22 protein-coding genes are annotated in these 17,982 nt (G+C 73.8%); 10 read left to right on the top strand and 12 right to left on the bottom strand.

What is annotated here, in order from left to right; genetic code table 11:
• Positions 1–47: 47 nt before the first annotated feature.
• From ACWED2_RS35845 to rimP, 3 genes are all read right to left on the bottom strand, one after another.
• Positions 48–377, bottom strand: coding sequence for a YlxR family protein (locus ACWED2_RS35845; protein WP_449694959.1), 330 nt, complete (start codon positions 375–377; stop codon positions 48–50).
• A 77-nt stretch (positions 378–454) separates the two neighbouring features.
• Positions 455–1,501 (bottom strand): transcription termination factor NusA, encoded by a 1,047-nt coding sequence (gene nusA / locus ACWED2_RS35840; protein WP_043785288.1) that lies wholly within the window; start codon positions 1,499–1,501, stop codon positions 455–457.
• Positions 1,498–2,031 carry a ribosome maturation factor RimP gene (gene rimP, locus ACWED2_RS35835; RefSeq protein WP_449694958.1) on the bottom strand — a complete coding sequence of 178 codons (534 nt, stop codon included), beginning with the start codon at positions 2,029–2,031 and terminating at the stop codon, positions 1,498–1,500. Before rimP ends, nusA begins: the two co-directional genes overlap by 4 nt.
• A 118-nt stretch (positions 2,032–2,149) precedes the next feature.
• On the opposite strand from rimP, the gene ACWED2_RS35830 reads away from it, so the two are divergent.
• Complete coding sequence (locus tag ACWED2_RS35830) at positions 2,150–3,085, top strand: ferritin-like domain-containing protein (protein WP_449694957.1); 936 nt, start codon at positions 2,150–2,152, stop codon at positions 3,083–3,085.
• Positions 3,086–3,121: 36 nt separating this feature from the next.
• Here the strand turns inward: ACWED2_RS35830 and ACWED2_RS35825 are convergent, their stop codons facing one another.
• The 5 genes from ACWED2_RS35825 to ACWED2_RS35805 all read right to left on the bottom strand — a co-directional run bounded on the left by ACWED2_RS35825 (position 3,122) and on the right by ACWED2_RS35805 (position 7,694).
• A complete protein-coding gene (locus ACWED2_RS35825; RefSeq protein WP_449695037.1) occupies positions 3,122–3,718 on the bottom strand; it encodes a hypothetical protein in 597 nt (198 codons plus the stop codon).
• Positions 3,719–3,830: 112 nt separating this feature from the next.
• Entirely contained in the window at positions 3,831–4,844 is a 1,014-nt protein-coding gene (locus tag ACWED2_RS35820; RefSeq protein WP_449694956.1) for an aminotransferase class V-fold PLP-dependent enzyme, read from the bottom strand.
• A gap of 42 nt (positions 4,845–4,886) precedes the next feature.
• Positions 4,887–5,651: an isocitrate lyase/PEP mutase family protein gene (locus ACWED2_RS35815; RefSeq protein WP_449694955.1), complete on the bottom strand. Its 765-nt coding sequence runs from the start codon at positions 5,649–5,651 to the stop codon at positions 4,887–4,889.
• 10 nt (positions 5,652–5,661) lie between these two features.
• Positions 5,662–7,170 carry a PH domain-containing protein gene (locus ACWED2_RS35810; RefSeq protein WP_449695036.1) on the bottom strand — a complete coding sequence of 503 codons (1,509 nt, stop codon included), beginning with the start codon at positions 7,168–7,170 and terminating at the stop codon, positions 5,662–5,664.
• Positions 7,171–7,196: 26 nt separating this feature from the next.
• Positions 7,197–7,694: a PH domain-containing protein gene (locus tag ACWED2_RS35805; RefSeq protein WP_449694954.1), complete on the bottom strand. Its 498-nt coding sequence runs from the start codon at positions 7,692–7,694 to the stop codon at positions 7,197–7,199.
• Between the two features lie 92 nt (positions 7,695–7,786).
• On the opposite strand from ACWED2_RS35805, the gene ACWED2_RS35800 reads away from it, so the two are divergent.
• A complete protein-coding gene (locus ACWED2_RS35800; RefSeq protein ID WP_449694953.1) occupies positions 7,787–8,383 on the top strand; it encodes a TetR/AcrR family transcriptional regulator in 597 nt (198 codons plus the stop codon).
• 139 nt (positions 8,384–8,522) lie between these two features.
• Here the strand turns inward: ACWED2_RS35800 and ACWED2_RS35795 are convergent, their stop codons facing one another.
• Positions 8,523–9,173 (bottom strand): GOLPH3/VPS74 family protein, encoded by a 651-nt coding sequence (locus tag ACWED2_RS35795; protein ID WP_449694952.1) that lies wholly within the window; start codon positions 9,171–9,173, stop codon positions 8,523–8,525.
• A 167-nt stretch (positions 9,174–9,340) separates the two neighbouring features.
• Between ACWED2_RS35795 and ACWED2_RS35790 the strand changes: the two genes are divergently transcribed.
• Both ACWED2_RS35790 and ACWED2_RS35785 read left to right on the top strand, forming a co-directional pair.
• On the top strand, positions 9,341–10,576 hold the full coding sequence (locus ACWED2_RS35790; RefSeq protein ID WP_449694951.1) for a sensor histidine kinase: 1,236 nt from the start codon (positions 9,341–9,343) through the stop codon (positions 10,574–10,576).
• Entirely contained in the window at positions 10,551–11,201 is a 651-nt protein-coding gene (locus ACWED2_RS35785) for a response regulator (RefSeq protein WP_449694950.1), read from the top strand. The genes ACWED2_RS35790 and ACWED2_RS35785 overlap by 26 nt, the downstream gene beginning before the upstream one ends.
• Here the strand turns inward: ACWED2_RS35785 and ACWED2_RS35780 are convergent.
• The 3 genes from ACWED2_RS35780 to ACWED2_RS35770 all read right to left on the bottom strand — a co-directional run bounded on the left by ACWED2_RS35780 (position 11,198) and on the right by ACWED2_RS35770 (position 12,816).
• Positions 11,198–11,905 (bottom strand): M50 family metallopeptidase, encoded by a 708-nt coding sequence (locus ACWED2_RS35780; RefSeq protein WP_449694949.1) that lies wholly within the window; start codon positions 11,903–11,905, stop codon positions 11,198–11,200. The genes ACWED2_RS35785 and ACWED2_RS35780 overlap by 4 nt on opposite strands.
• A 75-nt stretch (positions 11,906–11,980) precedes the next feature.
• Positions 11,981–12,352, bottom strand: a complete 372-nt coding sequence (locus tag ACWED2_RS35775; RefSeq protein WP_449694948.1) for a winged helix-turn-helix transcriptional regulator — start codon at positions 12,350–12,352, stop codon at positions 11,981–11,983.
• A 38-nt stretch (positions 12,353–12,390) separates the two neighbouring features.
• The gene (locus tag ACWED2_RS35770; RefSeq protein ID WP_449694947.1) at positions 12,391–12,816 is read right to left on the bottom strand and encodes an SRPBCC family protein; all 426 of its coding nucleotides are present in this window, start codon (positions 12,814–12,816) and stop codon (positions 12,391–12,393) included.
• Positions 12,817–12,839: 23 nt separating this feature from the next.
• On the opposite strand from ACWED2_RS35770, the gene ACWED2_RS35765 reads away from it, so the two are divergent.
• The 6 genes from ACWED2_RS35765 to ACWED2_RS35740 are packed head-to-tail and all read left to right on the top strand — an operon-like array spanning position 12,840 to position 17,891.
• Positions 12,840–13,370, top strand: coding sequence for a TetR/AcrR family transcriptional regulator (locus ACWED2_RS35765; protein ID WP_449694946.1), 531 nt, complete (start codon positions 12,840–12,842; stop codon positions 13,368–13,370).
• A 12-nt stretch (positions 13,371–13,382) separates the two neighbouring features.
• Complete coding sequence (locus ACWED2_RS35760) at positions 13,383–15,242, top strand: CocE/NonD family hydrolase (RefSeq protein ID WP_449694945.1); 1,860 nt, start codon at positions 13,383–13,385, stop codon at positions 15,240–15,242.
• Complete coding sequence (locus ACWED2_RS35755; protein ID WP_449694944.1) at positions 15,197–15,595, top strand: hypothetical protein; 399 nt, start codon at positions 15,197–15,199, stop codon at positions 15,593–15,595. The genes ACWED2_RS35760 and ACWED2_RS35755 overlap by 46 nt, the downstream gene beginning before the upstream one ends.
• A complete protein-coding gene (locus tag ACWED2_RS35750; protein WP_449694943.1) occupies positions 15,592–15,789 on the top strand; it encodes a hypothetical protein in 198 nt (65 codons plus the stop codon). Before ACWED2_RS35755 ends, ACWED2_RS35750 begins: the two co-directional genes overlap by 4 nt.
• A gap of 48 nt (positions 15,790–15,837) precedes the next feature.
• Positions 15,838–16,524, top strand: coding sequence for a response regulator (locus tag ACWED2_RS35745; RefSeq protein ID WP_449694942.1), 687 nt, complete (start codon positions 15,838–15,840; stop codon positions 16,522–16,524).
• Complete coding sequence (locus ACWED2_RS35740; RefSeq protein ID WP_449694941.1) at positions 16,521–17,891, top strand: ATP-binding protein; 1,371 nt, start codon at positions 16,521–16,523, stop codon at positions 17,889–17,891. Before ACWED2_RS35745 ends, ACWED2_RS35740 begins: the two co-directional genes overlap by 4 nt.
• The last annotated feature ends 91 nt before the right edge of the window (positions 17,892–17,982 follow it).

Here is a 17,982-nt window from a genome sequence, read left to right as displayed (position 1 = left end):
GAACCCGCTGACCTCGTCCTTATTGTCTGACGCTCATGGCTTCAGCTTCACGGCTGACTCATGACGGGTCGACCTGCTTCCTTGGTCCCTCGCGACCCCGGGGACGTCCCGGGCTCGTGGTGCGTGGTTCGTGGTGCCTCCGTGGGCCCGACGTGCTCGCGGACCTCGCGGACGTCGAGCGCCCCGGGAGCCCGCAGGGCTCTCGGGAAGGCCCGCCGCCGTTCGGCCTTGGCCAGGCAGTCCGGGTCGGGGTGCAGCCAAGCCCCCCGGCCCGGCAGCCGCCGACGCTCGTCGACGACCACCCGCCCGGCCACCGCGACCACGCGCAGCAGCTCACCGATCAATGCCCGCCGCTTGCAGCCGACACAAGTCCGCACCGGGGAATTCCGGTGGGGCTGGCGCTCGGCTACCCGCCGCGGGCTTCGAACCACTCCTGAGTCTAGCGCTTCGACCTTCACTCAGCCGAACCGGTTGTCGCGGCGGGCCGCGGCGGACGGGCGTGGTCTTGATCACCCTCGTCGTCCGCCGGTGCGGCGTCGCTGCGGATGTCGATCCGCCAGCCGGTCAGGCGGGCGGCGAGGCGGGCGTTCTGGCCCTCCTTGCCGATCGCCAGCGACAGCTGGAAGTCCGGCACCACGACGCGGGCGGTCTTCGCCCGCTCGTCCACGACTCGTACCGAAACAACCTTCGCGGGCGACAGCGCATTCCCGACGAACCGGGCGGGATCCTCGGAGTAGTCGATGATGTCGATCTTCTCGCCGGCCAGCTCGCTCATCACGTTGCGCACGCGCGCGCCGACCGGGCCGATGCAGGCGCCCTTGGCGTTGACGCCCGGCACGGTGGACTTGACCGCGATCTTCGTGCGGTGCCCCGGCTCGCGCGCCACGGCGGCGATCTCGACCGTCCCGTCGGCGATCTCCGGCACCTCCAGCGCGAACAGCTTGCGCACCAGGTTCGGGTGCGAGCGCGAGAGCGTGATCTGCGGGCCGCGGTTGCTGCGCGAGACCGTGACCACGTACGCCTTGATCCGGCTGCCGTGCTCGTAGGACTCCCCGGCGACCTGCTCGCCGGACGGCAGCACGCCCTCGGTGTCACCCACCTGGACGACGACCATGCCGCGGGCGTTCGCGCGGGCGTCGCGCTGGATCACGCCGGCGACGATCTCGCCCTCCTTGGTGGAGAACTCGCCGAAGGTCTTCTCGTGCTCGGCGTCGCGCAGCCGCTGCAGGATGACCTGGCGCGCGGTGGTGGCGGCGATCCGGCCGAAGCCCTCCGGGGTGTCGTCCCACTCCTCGTCGACCTGGCCGTCGTGGGTCAGCGTGTGCGCGAGCACGCGCACCAGGCCCGTCTTGCGGTCGATGTCGATGCGGGCGTGCGGCTGGTGGCCCTCGGTGTGCTTGTACGCGGTGAGCAAGGCCGTCTCGATGGCCTCGATCACCGTTTCGAAGGGGATGTCCTTGTCCCGTTCGATCGCCCGCAGCGCGGCGATGTCGACGTTCACTTCGACCCCTTCTCCGTCTCGGCTGCGATCATGCCGGACGCGTCGTCTTCGAGCAGTTTCAGGTCCTCGGCGGGCGGCTGCTTGAACTCGATCTCCACGACCGCCTTCGCCACGTCGGCGTAGCGGACGTCGCGGAGCTTGCCGCCGGCCAGGACGCGGGCGGCGGCCTCGCCCGCGTGACCGACCCGGCCGACGAAGGGCGCCCCCTCCGCCGGGCTGATCTTCACCAGGCGGAACCGCGCGCGCCGCCAGTGCCTCGGCTGGGTGAGCGGGCGGTCGAGGCCCGGCGAGGTGACCTCCAGCGTGTACGCGCTCGCGAGCACGTGCTCGTTCTCGTCGAGGGTCGCCGAAACCTTGCGGCTGATCTCGGCGATCTCGTCCAGCCCGACCCCGTCGTCGGAGTCGACGACGACCTTGACCAGCTGGCGCCGGCCGGCCTGCTGCACCTCGAACGAGTCGAGGTCGAAACCCGCGGCGGTGACGGCTTCGGCCACTATCGGCTGAAGCCGGCTGGCGAGTTCTCCTGGCACGTGGGGGTCTCCTTGCTCGGGCTGGGTGGTCGGGTCGGTGGTGGACCAGCTTATCCGGTCGCCCGCTCACCCCGCGCGAGCGGCGGGGGCGCCCCGGGGCCTGGCAGGATGGGGCGGCGTGACCGGAAGACCGACCGAGCTGACCCGCCGCGGCGCCCTCCGCGCGGGGGCGCTGGCCGCACTGGCCGTCCCCCTCGCCGCCTGCGGGCCCGGCTACGACGAAAGCCCCGACCCGCTGCAGCCGCTGCTGGCCGCCGCCCAGGCGGACGCCGACGCGGCGCGGGCACTGGCCAAGGGCGCGGACGCCGACGCCGCCGGCCAGCTGGCCGACGCGCGCGCGGCACACGCGGCCGCCCTCAAGTCCGAAGTGGACCGGCTGAACCGGCCCAAGCCGACGCCGTCACCGGCCCCGCCCGCGCCCGCGGCGCTGGGCGGGCTGAAGGAGCGGCTGGCGGCGGCGCGCAAGCAGGCCGAGGACCTCGTCGGCGGGCTGCCGCGCTACCGCGCCGGGCTGGTCGCGGCGGTGGCGGCGGGCTGCGCGGCGCTGCAGCGCACCGCCCCGGCGCTGGGGCCGGGCGAGGACGCCCCGAAGGTGGGCACCGCCCCGGCCGGTGCGGTGCCGAAGGAGGCGGTGGACCCGCTGCAGGCGGCACTGGCGGCCGAGCACGCCGCGGTGTGGGTGTACGGCCTGGTCAGCGCGTTCCTGCCGGGCGAATTCGGCGACGCGGAGAAGAGCGGCGCGGCCGAGCACGCCCTGCGCCGCGATTTCCTGCAGACGACGCTCGCGGCGGCCGGGGCGACCCCGGTGGCGCCGGAAGCGGCGTACGTGCCGAAGAACCCGGTGACGGACGCGAAGTCGGCGTCCCAGGTGGTGGCGACGGCCGAAGCGGACTGCGCGTCGGCGTGGCTCGCGGTGATCGACCACACCGACGACGCGGGGTTGCGCACCACGGCGTTGCACGCGCTGGTCGCGGCTTCGCGGCGAGGCACCCCCTGGCGCGCCGAGGCCGGCGAGAAGCCGGTGGCGATCGCGATGCCCGGCCAGTCGAGCTGAGCTGCCGGCCCGGGCGTCCGGCAGCGGGCGCCCGGGTCAGGGGTGGAGGTCGGCCGAGAGGCGGAGAGCGTCGTCGGCGATCTTCTCGATCAGGTCCTTGTCCTGGTGCTTGGCGTAGAAGTCGGCCAGCACGATCGTCGTGTTCGTGCCTTCCACCTTCGACGCGTACGCCGCGTCAGTGCTGCTCACGCTCGGGGCACCGGCGGCGGTGTACGTCTTGTCCTTCACCATGTCGGTGACGTTGCCGGTGCCGTCCTTCTCGGTCAGCGCCTTGAGCGCCTTCGCCTTCGCCGAGTCCGGCATGCCGACCACCACCACGGACACCAGTGCCTTCGCCCCGCCCGACTCCGTCGTGTACAGCGCACGGACCAGCGACTGGCACGGGTTGTCCTGGAAGAACTCCTTGGTCTTGGTGTAGGACTTCGCGACGCAGTCGTCGGACTTCTCCGGCCCGGCGACCTTGGTGAACTTGAACTGCCCGGTGTTCTGCGCCGGCGGCTGCGCGACCGGCCCGTCCGGGGTCGAGTCGTGCCGGATCAGGAACCACAGCAGCCCGGAGACGACCGCGATCGCGACCAGCCCGGCGCCCTTGAGCAGCAGGGACCGGGTGTCGCGGGCCGGCGGCCCCGGCACGGGCGGGCGGGGCTGCGGGGGTACCGCGCCGATCGGGGCCGTGTCGGACGGGCCTGGGGTGAAATGCGCACCAACCACGGGGTCATACGGTAGTTCACCCGCCGCCGGAGGTTCACTCGAATGCGGGTAAGACGCGTTCGACGTCGTCAAGCGTGTTGTAGAGGTGGAAGCCGACCCGCACCCGGCCGCCGCGGACGCTCGAGACGATCCCCGCCGCGGCCACCCGCTCCGGGTCCGCGTCGAGCGCCACGATCGCGGTGCCGCGCGGCGGCAGCCCGAGCTTCTCCAGCAGCGTGTCGGCGAGGCCGGTGTTGTGCGCCCGGACCTGGGCGAGGTCGAGGCCGGCGAAGTACTCCAGGGCCACCGCCGAGCCGACCTGGGCCAGCCAGACCGGGGAGAGGTCGAACGCGCGGGCGTCGGCGGCCAGGCGCAGCGGGAGGCCGTAGACGGTGGCCCACGGGTCCTCCCCCGCGTACCAGTTCGCCGCGACCGCGCGGGTGCGCTCCTGCGCGTCCGGCCGCACCGCGAGCCACGCGCTGCCGCGCGGCGAACAGAGCCACTTGTAGCCCGCCCCGGCCACCCAGTCCGCCCAGCCGAGGTCCAGCGGCAGCCAGCCGACCGCCTGGGTCGCGTCGAGCAGCACCGCCGCCCCGGCGGCTTCGGCCGCGGCCCGCAGTGCCGGCAGGTCCACGATCCGGCCGTCGGCGGACTGGACGACGCTCACCGCGACGACGTCGTGGCCCTCGACCCGCGACGGCAGCAGGTCCAGGGGCACCTCGGTCACCGTGACACCGGGGTTCGCCGCGAAGGGGAACGTCACGCTGGTGAAGTCGCCTTCCGCGGCGAGCACGCGCGTGCCGGCGGGCAGGGCCGCGGCGACGTTGGCGACGAGCTGCGAGACCGACGCGCCGCTCGCCACGCGCCCGGCTTCGACCCCGGCCAGCCGCGCGAACCCGGCCCGCGCCCGCGAGACGTACTCGTCGAACTCCCCCGGCCGGGTCGCCCCGGTCCGCCACCGTTCCACCGACTCGGCCACGGCCACGGCCACCGGCGCGGGCGGGATGCCGACGCTGGGCGTGTTCAGGTATCCGGGCGGGGCGGCGAAATCGGTTCCGAAGGCACGCATGTTCCCGAGCCAAGCAGATCGGGCCGGGCCGGTTCACCCGATTTACCGCAGCAGCGCCGTGACGTCGGCGTAGGACGGCGGCGTCAGCGGCAGGTCACGACCATCGCGCACGGCCAGCGCGGTTCCGGCCGCGGCGGCGAGCGCCATCCGGTACGGCAGCGAACCCAGGCTGACCCGCGCGACGCCCAGCTCCGCCAGCCCGGCCACGGTCACCGTGCCGGGCAGGAACAGCAGGTTGAGCGGCACGCCGACGGCGACGATCCGCTCGACGTCGGCCGGCTCGGCCAGGCCGGGCACGAAGACGCCGTCCGCGCCCGCCGCCGCGTACGCCCGCACCCGCCGCTCGGCTTCGGCGAGCGAGCGGTCGCCGGCCCAGTGCGTGTCGGTCCGGGCGTTGAGGAACAGGCCGGGCACCCGGTCCTTGACCGCCGTGAGCAGGGCGCACTGGGCGTCGACCGCGGCGAGCGAGCCGTCGGCGCGGCCGTCTTCGAGGTTGACGCCCACCACGCCCGCGCCGGCCAGCTCGGCCGCGAGATCGGCGACCGCGGCCGGGTCCGCGCCGAAGCCGTCGGCGATGTCGGCGCTGACGAGCGCGTCCAGCCGCGCGAGGCGGGTCGCCAGTGCGACGGTCGCGGCGCGCGTCGACGGGGCGCCGTCCGGCTCCCCCGCCGCCGCCGAGACGCCGAGGCTGGTCGTGCCCAGGGCGCGGAAGCCCTGCGCGGCGAGGAAGGCGCCGACGCCGAACTCCCACGCGTTCGGCAGCAGCAGCGGGGATCCGGGGACGTGCAGGGCACGGAATTCGTCCATGCCCCCGAACCTAGGTCCGTGACGCTTCGGCGGGCGCCGAAGCGAACTGCGCCAGCACGCCCGGGACGGCCTCGACCGCGAACGCGAGCCCTTCGGCCGCGTCGGCGTCGCGGATCGCGTAGGCGCCGGCGCCCGCCGCGGTGGTCGCGGTGAACGTCGCCAGCCCGCGACGGCGCTGGAACACCGACTGCTTCACGGTCCAGCCGATGACGCCCTCCCGCGTCAGCACGGCCGTGCTCCGCCGGACCGAGCCGGCGCGCGTCACCAGGTAGCGGCCGCGCACGCCGTGGCCGAGGCCGCGGTAGGCGTCCAGGGCGAGCAGGACCGCCACCGGCAGCGCGACGACGGCGAGGGCGGCGGCGAGCACGAGCAGGACGTCGGTGAGCAGCACGCCGAGCAGGAGCAGGACCAGCACCGGCGCGAGCGCCGTGAGCAGGGCCCACCGCAGCCGTCGTCCACGGGCCGCCACCGGGTGCGGCGCCAGCTCGACGGCTTCGATGCGCTCGCCCAGCACCCGCGCCGCGACGTCGTGCGCGACGGCTTTCGGGGCCGCGGGCAAGAGCGTCTTGGCCTCGGTCTCGTCGTCGTCCTGCTGCATGCCGGTGGCGATGGCGTCCACGCGGGCGGCCCCGGCGAGCCGGGCGCCGAGCGGCTCGACCAGCTCCACGCCGCGCAGGCGCCGTTCCTCGACGGTGATCGACCGGGTGGTCAGCAGCCCGCGGCGGACGCGCAGGGTGCCGCGGGGTTCGCGGTCCAGCCGGTAGTGCCACCACATTTCGGCGAAGAGGCCCATGGCTCCGGCCACGCCGACGACCAGCGCGAGGGCCAGCAAGAGCAGGATGCTCGCGGCGAGGGGCAGCTCGCCGAAGAAGTGCAAGAGCCACCGCAGCAGGCCACCGCCGGCGCCGAACCAGTCCGCGACCTTGAACAGCGACCCGAAGGCGGCCAGGCCGAGCGCCGGGGCGACGAAAGAGACCGGGGCGTAACGGATCCAGCGCGGGTCCAGTGTCGCGAGTGGACCGTCTTGGGTGGACGGTCCCGGGATCCGGTGCAGGAGCTCGGCGCGCAGGGCTTCGGCGTCCGCCCTGGCGAGCGGGGAAAGGGTGATCCGGTCCCGCTGCCCGGTGCCGATGGCCAGCGCCGCGACGCCGAACGCGCGGTGCAGCGGGTTGGCCGTCAGGTCGGCGGTGCGGATGCGTTCGCGGGGCAGGGATTTGCGCGTGTGGACGGCGAAGCGGAACTCGATCTCGAGGCGTTCGGCCGTGCAGCGGAAGCGGGTGTGCCGCCAGCGGACGTATTCGGCGAGCACGCCCGCGCCGACGAGGAGCGCGGCGGCCGGGAGGAGCCAGAGGGACCGGGTGCCGATGGCGATCGGGGTGCCGGCGGAGACGGCGACGCCGGCCATCAGGATCGCGGTGACGCCGAGCGTGCGCCGGTCCAGGCGCCGCCAGCCGGCCGCCTCCGCGACGGCCCGGGCGGGCGTTTCGCCGGGCGCGCGACCGCCGCCGCGCGCGGACATTCCCGCCGCGGAGCCGTGCTCGCCGGTCATGTCGCGTCCCCGGGCGTCGCGTCCGTGCGCTCGGTCAGCCGCTCCGCCACGTCCGCCGCGACCTGCGCGTCGAGGCCGGTGAGCCGCACCGCGCCGCGGGCCGAGGCCGTCGTCACCGTGACCGTCGCGAGGCCGAAGCGCTGCTGGAGCGGGCCGCGCAGGGTGTCGACCGTCTGGACGCGCGACAGCGGCGCCACCCGCCATTCCTGCCACAGGAATCCCGAGCGCACGTACACCGCCGTGTCGGTCACTTCCCAGCGGTGCAGGCCGAACCACCACACCGGCAGCACCGCGCACCAGGCGACCCCGAGGACGGCGACCACCGCGGCCGGGGCCAGCAGCCAGAACGCGGCCGGCGGGATCAGCAGGCCGAGGACCGCGAGGACGAGCACCACGGGCCCGAACACCAGCGCTCCTTGCGTGCGCCACCAGGCGATCGCGCGGCGGTCGAGCGCGTGGCGCGGCGGCCGCAGCCGCAGTTTTCCGGTCTCCACCGGACACCCCCCAAGTTGTTTTACAATGCGATCGCATCGTAACCGCGGAGCCCCGCTTTTCGCAATGCGATCGCATGACAACGGGAGCGGACTTGCCGAAACAGGTGGACCACGAGCAGCGCCGGGTGCAGATCGCCGAGGCGCTGCAACGGCTGACCACGCGCGCCGGGCTGGAAGGCGTGAGCCTGCGCCAGGTCGCGGCCGAGGCGGGCATGTCCATGGGCTCGGTGCAGCACTACTTCAAGACCAAGGACGAAATGCTGCGGTACGCCCTCGAGCACCGGCACAAGCTCCGCAGCGAGCGGATCACCGCGAAGGTGCTGGCCGCCGGCCCGCCGACACCGCGGTCGATCCTCCGCGCGTGCCTCGTGGAGATCCTGCCGCGCGACCCGGACAGCGAGGCCGACTTCCTCATCGGCGTCGCGTACTTCATCCGCGCGGTGGCGGATCCCGCGATGGCGAAGGCGTTCGGCGAGGGTATGCCGGAACTCCTCGACTTCTTCGCCGGCCAGGTTCGCCAGGCCCAGGAGGCGGGCGACATCCCCGCCTCGGCCGACCCGGCGACCGAGGCCGCCCTGCTCTGGGCGATCGCGGACTCCCAGGGCTCGGAAATCCTGATGGGCCACCGCACCCCGGCCGAGGCGATCGCCACCGTGGACTACTACCTCGACCGCCTCTTCACCCCCTGACCTCGTGTCGTCCCGCCGATCACGCGTGTCGGCTTCCCGATCACGCGTGTCGACCCTCCGGACCCGAAGCGCACGGGCGGGAAGGGTCGGCACGCGTGATCCCGGGGTCGACACGCGTGTTTGGAGGGTCGACACGACGTCAGCCTCCGCCGCCGGAGGCCGCGGCGACGCGGGCCGTGCGGGCGGCGCGGAGTTCGCGGGTCACCTTGTGCAGGGCCGGGACCGCGGCGCCAGCCTGCTCCTCCAGCCGGGCGAGCCGGTCGCGGTGACGGCGGCGCTCACCCCGAGAGAGCACCGCCGCCAGCTCGACCGCCGCGGCCAGCGACGTCAACGCCGCGACGTCCGCGGACACCGGCGCGTCACTCCGCACGGCCGCCCGCACCTCGTCGCGGAGCGCGGCCGCCGTCGCGGGCTCGCGGACCTCCGGACGGCGGCGCGGGAACAGCCCCAGCACCCGGGACGTCCGCACCGCGATCACGCCCGCCGCGTCGAGCTGGGCCTCCAGGGACTGCAGCGTCCCGCGGGCACCGCGGCGCACCCAGGCGCGCCACTTCCGGTGCGGGTCCGCGGTGAGCTCGGCGAGCAGGTCGTCGAGCACCAGGTGGCCGGTGCCGCCGGCGCCGGCCACCGCCGGACGGCCACCGTCGTCGGCGACCCGGCCGCGCAGCACCAGGTCCGTCAGCGCCGCCGCGCGGACCAGCAGCGCCACGCGCTCGCGGTCCGGCAGCCGGTCGCGCGCGGTGTCGCACGCCAGCAGGTAGGCCCGGGCGGGCAGGGACAGCTCGCTCATCTCACATCCGTCCGTCGTGGGGTTCCCAGTCCACCGCCGGCCACCACGCGAGCGAAACCGGACGACGGGGGTGATCGCGGCGACGAACGTTGCGCACCGGCAGGACCGGGCACAACCAAAGTTGCGCATCCGGGGCGGCGGCCCGGCGCAGCGGTTACCGTGACCGCGTGACCACCGCCCGGGGGCCGTTGTGGCCGAGCCGCTCCGACGCCCGCTGGCTGATCTTCGCGGCCCTCGCGTTCGCCGGGATGAACGTCCTCTTCTACGCGCTCGGCGACCGGACGACCGGTGCGCTCGGGCCGTACGCGGGGCTGGTGCTGCAGATCGCCGGCGACCTCTCCCTGGTGCTGCTGTTCCGGTTCCCCGGCGCGGTGTGCGCGTTCGTCACCGCGGCGGCGTTCGCGATGCTCGCATCCGACACCTTCGCGCCCGGCCTGCTCGTGCCGCCCGATCCCCTCGCCCTGACGACGGTTCCGACGATCACCCCGGTGATCCTGTCCCAGGCGGCCCGGGTGCTGGACAAGAGGACCGTGCTGTGGGTGGCCGGCGTCCTGGCCGTGGTCGCCGCGCGGCCGTGGACGCCGAGCTGGGCGACCACGCCGTTCGGCCTGCTCAACACCGCGCTGCCGGCGCTGGCCTCGCTGTACTTCGAAGCCCGCAAGCAGCTTCTCCAGTCCCTGCGCGACCGGGCGGAACGCGCCGAGCGCGAGCAGCACCTCCTGGCCGAGCAGGCGCGGGCCGCGGAACGGCGGCGGCTCGCCGGCGAGATGCACGACGTCGTCACCCACCGGCTCAGCCTGATGGTGCTGCACGCCGGAGCGCTCGGCGTGACGTCGGCCGACCCGGCCGCGCGGGCGGCGGCCGAGGACATCCGCCGGGAAGGCGCGCTGGCCCTCGACGAACTGCGCGACCTGGTCGGCGTCCTGCGCAACGGCACCGAGACCGGGCCGCGGACGCTCAGCCCGGAGGCGCCCGGCGACCCGGCGCGGCTGGTGAGTGAGTCCCGGTCGGTCGGGGTGGTGACCGACCTCGTGGTGGACGGCGACCCGGGCCAGGTGTCGCCGACCGTCGCGCGCACCGCGTACCGGCTCGTGCAGGAGGCGCTGACGAACGTGCGCAAGCACGCGCCGGGTGCGTCGGCGACGGTGTCCCTGCGTTACCACCCGGGTGGTCTGGACGTCTCGGTGGCCAGCACGGCGGCCGCGCGCCCGCCCGACCCGGCGCTGGCGGGCAGCGGTTCCGGCGCCGGGCTGGCCGGCCTGCGGCAGCGCGTCGAACTGGTCGGCGGGCGCTTCGACGCGGGGCCGCGACCCGGCGGCGGGTTCCGGGTCGGTGCGATACTGCCCGCCTACGTCCCGACGGCGGAAGGCACGCACTGTGATCCCGGTGCTCGTGGTCGATGACGAGCCGATGGTGTGCGCGCACCTGCGCACGATCCTCGGTTCGGCGGCCGACATCGAGGTCGTCGCCCAGGCCGGCGACGGCGCCGAAGCCGTCGAAGCCGTGGTCCGGCACCGGCCGCGCGTGGTGCTGATGGACCTGCGGATGCCGGGTGTCGACGGGTTGACGGCGATCGCGCGCATCACGGCGTTGCCGGATCCGCCCGCGGTGGTGGCGCTGACGACGTTCGACGCGGACACCTACGTGATCCGGGCCCTGCGCGCGGGCGCCGCGGGCTTCCTGGTGAAGTCGACGCCCCCGGAGGACCTGATCGGCCTGGTCCGCGTGGCGGCGGACGGCCACACGGTGCTGTCGCCGTCGGCCGCGCGCCGGCTGGTGGCGCTGTCGGCGGACAGCCGCGAACGCGGTGAAGACGCGCGCCGGCGCATCGCGGGTCTCACCGAACGGGAGCGGGACGTGCTGGCCTGCCTGGGTTCCGGACTGTCCAATGCGGACATCGCGGCGAAGCTGCACCTGGCCGAGGCGACGGTGAAGAGCTACGTCTCGCGGATGCTCGTCAAGCTGGACTGCGCGAACCGGACGCAGGCCGGGCTGCTCGCCCACGAGGCGGGTCTGGTGGCCCGCTAGGGAAACAGGAGCGGGGCGGCGTGCCAGATCGCCCAGCCGTTGAGCAGGAACCAGCCGCCGATCCACAGCGGCGACGGCATCTTGGTCTGCTTGGCCAGCAGGGCGGCGTCGTCCGTGTGGCCGCGGAACCCTTTCGCGCGACGGATCGTGACGAGGACCCGCACGCCGGCGATCTCACCGGTCAGCAGCAGCCAGGCTTCGGCGTAGGCGACGCCGGTGCGCAACCAGCCGGGGGCATAGCGCAGAGCCGAGTACACGACCGCACCCACCACGACGATCATGATGAAGGTGCGCGGGTCCCTGGCGAGCAGCAGGATGAACACCAGCGCGGCGAGGGTCAGCACGAGCACCGCCGTCACCCGGCCCTGGTGCAGCAGCACGGCCGCCCCCAGACCGGCCAGTGGCGGCATCGCATAGCCCGCGGCGGAGACCAGGACGCTGCCCAGGCCCGTATGGCCGCCCGACCACGTGGTGCCGCCTTCGGCGCTGTCGATCTTGACGTGCGAGACGTTCCCGCCCACCAGCAGCGCAACCAGGGCGTGGCCGCCTTCGTGGAACAGCGTGGCCAGGAGGTTGGCGTTGCGCAGGAGGCTCCGCCGCCCACTGGGCGGCGTGACGACCGACGTCAGCGACACCGCGAAGGCGAACAACGCGGTGAGAGCAACGACGCCCCAGCCCGGAGGGGGCACGGTCTCGTTGAGCACCGCGACAGTGTCCCTGCGGGCGGGACGGACGAACCCGTACCGGGACGGATTGTCCAGGAGCTGTCCACTGGACGGCTACGCGGACGCGGGGGTGTGCTCCGCGTCGTAGGCGTCCCGGGCCTCCTGGACCGAGGACATGTGCTGCCGGGCCCAGCGGTCCAGCATTTCCAGGGGCTCGGACAGGTTGCGGCCCAGCGGCGTCAGCTCGTACTCGACCTTCGGCGGGATCGTCGGGTACGCGGTGCGGGTGAGGATGCCGTCGCGGACCAGGCTGCGCAGCGTCTGCGTCAGCACCTTCTGGGAAATGCCGTCGACCCGGCGGCCGATCTCGGTGAACCGCAGCGGGCCGCCCGAGAGGGCGCCGACGATCAGCACCGTCCACTGGTCGCCGATCCGGTCGAGCAGCTGGCGGGTCGGGCAGTTGCGGTCGTACGGATCGGGCCCCACGGCGTCTCCTCACTCTCCCCGGGAGAGTAACACGCCGATCAGGCAGCGGCACCGGCCAATCCGGCGGCCACCCGCTTGATGAAGGAGCCGAGGAACCACCGGTAGAACCAGCCCGTGCCGGGGATCTTCGGCGTGAACGTCGAGTGCCAGTGGATGTCGGTGCCGCCGTCGCGGGGCGAAAGGTCGACGTAGGCGACGTAGTCCCGCAGCGGCAAGCCGCGTTCCAGGGCGTAGCCGAACCGGCGGCCGGGCTCCAGCGCGACGATCTTCTCGTACGAGCGGACGCCGTTGGTCTTGAACAACCGGATCGCGCCGAGCCCCTCGCGCTCCCCTTCTCCCTCGCGGACCAGCTCGAACGACCCCAGCGGCGACCAGGTGGGCCAGCTCGCGCCGTCCCGCAGCAGCGCGTACACGGCGTCGGCCGGAGCCGCCGTCCGGGCGTGGACCGAAATACTCTGTACCATTTGGTACGTGTACCATCTGGTACATGATTGACGCAAGCCCGCGCGCCAAGCTGCTCGACGCGGCGATCGACCGGATCGCCCACCACGGCGGGGCCGACCGGAGCCTGCGGGCGCTGGCCGCCGAGCTCGGCACCAGCCACCGCATGCTCATCTACCACTTCGGGTCGAAGGAAGGCCTGCTCACGGCGGTGGCGCGGGAGGTCGAGGCCCGGCAGCGAGCCGCGCTGGCCGGCCTCGATCCGGCGGAGTTCTGGCGCCGTCTCACCGACGACGACCTGCGCGCCAACGAAAAGCTGTTCTTCCAGCTCTACGGCCGGGCGCTCGGCGGCACCCCGGGCACCGCGGAGTTCCTCGACGGCGTGATCGACGGCTGGCTCGGCCCCATCGAGGCCCGGCTCGCCCAGCTCGGCGTCCCGGAGGCCGAGCGGCCGGCCCACGCCCGGCTCGGGCTCGCCGTCGCCCGCGGGCTGCTGCTCGACCTCGTCACGACCGGCGACCGCGGAGCCGTCGACGCCGCCATGGAGCAGTTCCTGGCGCTCTACGAAAAACCGTGATCCCCTGGCTCGATGCGACTGATCCTGGGGTTCTTGGCCGCTTTGCTCACGACGGCGGGGCTCGCACCCCAGGCCGTGGCCGCGGAAAGCCGTCCGGTCTATTCGTACGCGGACGCGATCCGCGAGACGGCGTGGGTCGAGACCGGCACCGACAACGACCGTGACGGCAAGCTCGACCGCGTCGCCGCCGACATCATCCGGCCCGACACGCGCGAGCGAGTCCCGGTGATCCTCGACGTCAGCCCGTACTACGCGTGCTGCGGCCGCGGCAACGAAATGCAGAAGAAGACGTATGCGCCGGACGGCACGCCGCAGCAGTTCCCGCTGTTCCTGGACAACTACTTCGTGCCGCGCGGGTACGCCGTCGTGCTGGCCGACGTCGGCGGGACGAACCGCTCGTCCGGCTGCTTCGACGACGTCGCCTCCGGCAACGCGGTCGTGAACTGGCTGGGCGGCCGGGCGACGGCCTTCGACGCGCCCGACGGCGGTCATGCGGTGAAAGCCGATTGGGCCACCGGAGACGTCGGCGCGATCGGCAAGTCGCAGGACGGCGCGACCGCGATCGGGATGGCCGCTTCGCGCATTCCCGGGCTGAAGACGATCGTGCCGGTCGAAGGCGTCGCGGACAACTACGCCCAGCTCATCGCCAACGGCGCTCCCCTGGCCACGCCGGAGAACACCGGCTCGTCCTTCACTTACAACGAGCGCGCCGCCGAGCTGTGCAAGCCGTTCGAAGCGGACCTGCAGGCGCGTGCGGGCACGAACGGCGACTACAACGCCTATTGGCATAGCGTGAACTACGTCCCGCGCGCCGGCCAGGCGAGCGTGCTCATCGCACAGGGCTTCGGGGACTGGGTCGTGGCACCGAACCAGTTCGCCCGCTACTGGGACGCGCTGGGCCGGGCGGGTGTCCCGCGCAAGGCGTGGCTGAGCCAGGCCGGCCACACCGACCCCTTCGACCTGCAGCGGGCGCAGTGGGTCGAGACGCTGCACCGCTGGTTCGACCGCTGGCTGCTCGGGCGGCACAACGGCGTCGAGCGCGAGCCCGCCGTGCACCTGGAAACCGCACCGGACCGGTGGACCGACGACCGGAGCTGGCCGCCCGCCACGCTCCCGGCGACGTTCCGCCCGTCGGCCGGCGGGACGCTGGGAGCGACCGGGTCCGGCACGGCGAGCGTCGTCGACGACCCGGCCGTCACGCGCGAACAGTGGGCGGCCGGGGTATCGGCCGCGCGGTTCACCGGGGCGCCGCTGACCTCGCCGCTGCGGATCGCCGGGTCGCCGTCGGTGACGATCACCGCGTCGTCCGACAAGACCGCCGCCCGGCTCGGCGTGGCACTCGTCGACTACGGCCCGGCCGAGACGCGCAACACCGCGATGTACGGCAGCGGCGTCAAGAACCTCGCGACGCGGTCGTGCTGGGGCTCCAGCAGTGACGTCGACAGCGCGTGCTTCCTCGACACCGCCGCCGACGTCGTCGGCGTCGACCACCGGATCGTCACCGCCGGCTGGGCCGACCTCGGGCACCACGCGTCGCTGCGGCACGGCGAGCCGCTCGTCCCCGGCCGGCCGTACACGATGACGTTCGCCCTCACCGCGCTCGACCACGTCGTCCCTGCGGGCCACCGGCTCGGGCTGCTCCTCGGCGGCACCGACGGGCTGCTGTTCGACCCGGCGCTGCCGAGCTTCGGTGACACGGTGACGTTCGACCTCGCGCGGACGTCGGTCACCGTCGGCCTTACAAAGCCCGAACACTGGGCGGACGCCCTCCGAACACCGCCCGGCCAAAGTTCTCCTCGTACCCCGAACGGAGACGAGGAGAAACGATGCGAGGAACCACCTGGACGCGGCTGGCGCTGGCGGGCGGGGTGAGCGCGGCCTGCCTGCTGGTGGCGGCGCCGCTGGCTTCGGCCGAGACGCCGACGCCGGTGGCCCCGATCACGCTGAGCCCCGAGGAGTCGCAGCAGGTCTGCTCGGACTGGGTGCCGAAGCTGCAGAAGCGGGCCGACAACCTGAAGAAGCGGATCAACGGCGGCGCCGAGGTCAAGGGCTCGGTCGCCAACCTCAAGGCACGGGCGGCCGACCAGCGGGCCGCCGGGCACACCGCCCGCGCCGACCAGCTGGACCAGCGCGCCACCAAGCGGCAGGGGCGGATCGGCGAGCTGGACGCGGCCAAGCAGAAGCTCGACGCCTTCGCGTCCGCGCACTGCAAGCCGGCCAAGTGAGGGGCGCGAGGGTCGCGGCGGCGGTCGGGGCCGCCGCGCTCATCGCGCTCGGCTGCTCGGCGTGCCGGGACAACCTGATGGGTTCGCCTTCCGGCAGCGCGCCGTCGTCGGTGTCACCGACCGGCGAGCTGAGCGGGATCGAGTCGACGCTGAACGGCATCGAATCCGACATGAACAGCGATGGCTCGCCCTGACCGGCTAGCGTCTCCCCTCTGAACACGGCGGCGGAGACGGGAGCAGGCATGGGGTCACCGGGACGCGGCCTCGTCCTCGTGGTCGAGGACGAGGCCGCGATCGCCGAACTGGCGGCGCTCTACCTCAAGCGCGACGGCTTCGGCGTGCACGTCGAGGCCGACGGCGGCCGGGCCCTCGAAGCGGTCCGGCGGCTCAAGCCGGTGGCGATCGTGCTCGACATCGGACTGTCCGGAATGGACGGTATCGAGATCTGCAAGGCGCTGCGCGCGGCCGGGGACTGGACGCCGGTGCTGTTCGTCACCGCCCGCGACGACGAGCTCGACCGCCTGCTCGGCCTGGAGATCGGCGCGGACGACTACCTCACCAAGCCGTTCAGCCCACGCGAGCTGGCGGCCCGGGTCCGGACCGTGCTGCGCCGCGCGTCGGGGACGACGCCGGCCGCGTCGGTGCTGACCGTCGGCGGCGCACGGGTGGATCTCACCAGCCGCCGCGCCTGGGCGGGCGACGCCGAGATCTCCCTGACGTCGACGGAGTTCGACCTCCTCACGCACCTGCTCCGGCACCCGGGGCAGGTGCTTTCGCGCGACCAGCTGCTGAGTGCCGTCTGGGGGTACGCCGCGGCGGCGGGGACGCGCACGGTGGACGTCCACGTGGCTCAGCTGCGGGCGAAACTCGGCGCGTCGAGTCCGATCCGGACGGTGCGGGGCATCGGGTACGCGGCGGACCCGGCATGAAGTTCCGGGGCTCGCTGGCCGGGCGGATCACGCTGGTGTGCCTGGCCGTCGCGGGCGTCGCGGTGATCGTGGCGGGACTGGTCGCGTCCCGCCTGATCCGGACCACGGCGGACAACGTGCTGCAGTCGTCGCTGTCCGCGCAGGCCGACGTCGTGGCGTCGCAACTGGACGAAACGGGCATCGGCAACCGGCTGGGGGCCGGCAAGGTGGCCGACGTCGTGCGCGGGCAGGGGATCTCGGTGGTGGTCCGCCGGGCGGGCGGGCAGGCGCTCGGGGAAGGTTTCGCGGTTCAGGCCGCGGGGAAGCTGGGGCTGGCGGCGGATCATTCGGGGCGGGTCACCGTGGCCGGGGCGCAGTACCTGGTCGAGACGCGGGTGGTCGGCACGCGCGGGGCGGCGTTCGCGCTGGTCCTGCCGGCGCGGAACGCCCAAGCGACGCAACGGGCCCTGGTGCGCAACATCCTGCTGGCGCTGGGCATCGGGCTGCTGGTGGCGGCTCTGGCGGGCTTCGTCTCCGGGCGGCTGCTGGGCCGTCCGCTGCGCCGGGCCGCGCTGGCCGCCGGATCGCTGCGGGCGGGGCGTCGTGACGTGCGGGTGCCGGTGCAGGGGCCACGCGAGGTGGCGGAGGTGGCCGGATCGCTGAACTCGCTGGCCGACGCGCTGGCCGTGAGCGAGGCGCGGCAGCGGGAGTTCCTGCTGTCGGTGTCGCACGAGCTGCGGACCCCGCTGACGGCGGTGACGGGCTTCGCCGAGGCGATCGCGGACGGCGTCGCGTCCGGTGCCGACGCGGTGCGCGCGGGCGAGACGATCCAGCGGGAAGCGGCGCGGCTTTCGCGGCTGGTCGAGGACCTGCTGGAGCTGGCCCGCCTGGGCGCGGACGAGTTCCGGCTGGACATGGCTCCGCTGGACCTGGCCGCGTTGGTGCGCGACTGCGCGGAGGTGTGGCAGCTGCGGTGCGCCCGGGAGGACGTTTCTCTCGCCGTGTCGGCGCCTCCTTCGCCAGTCCTGGTGCTGGCGGACGCGCGCCGGCTGCGTCAGGTGGTCGACGGGCTGGCGGAGAACGCCCTGCGCGTCACCCCCGCCGGTGCCCCGATGGTGTTTTCGCTCTCTTCCGACGGGGTCTCGGCTTCCCTGTCGGTCCGCGACGGCGGCCCGGGCCTGGCCCCGGAGGACTACCCGGTGGCGTTCGAGCGCGGCGTCCTGAACGCGAAGTACCGCGACCACCGCCCGGTCGGGTCGGGCATCGGGCTGGCCCTGGTCCACGCGCTGGTCACCCGCATGGGCGGAACGCTGACCGCCGGCCCGGCCCCCGAAGGCGGCGCCGCCTTCACAATGACCTTCCCCTTGGCCACCGTGTCGTCCATCTAGATGAGTGATTCCGTGAAGTTGGTGTTAGTGGTCGTAGGCGATGAGTGAGCGTTTGCTGGTCAGGCCGGTGGTCCAGTTGTGCCAGATGGCG

The organism is Amycolatopsis sp. NPDC005003 (assembly GCF_053600695.1).
This window is presented reverse-complemented; position numbering and strand designations above follow the sequence as displayed.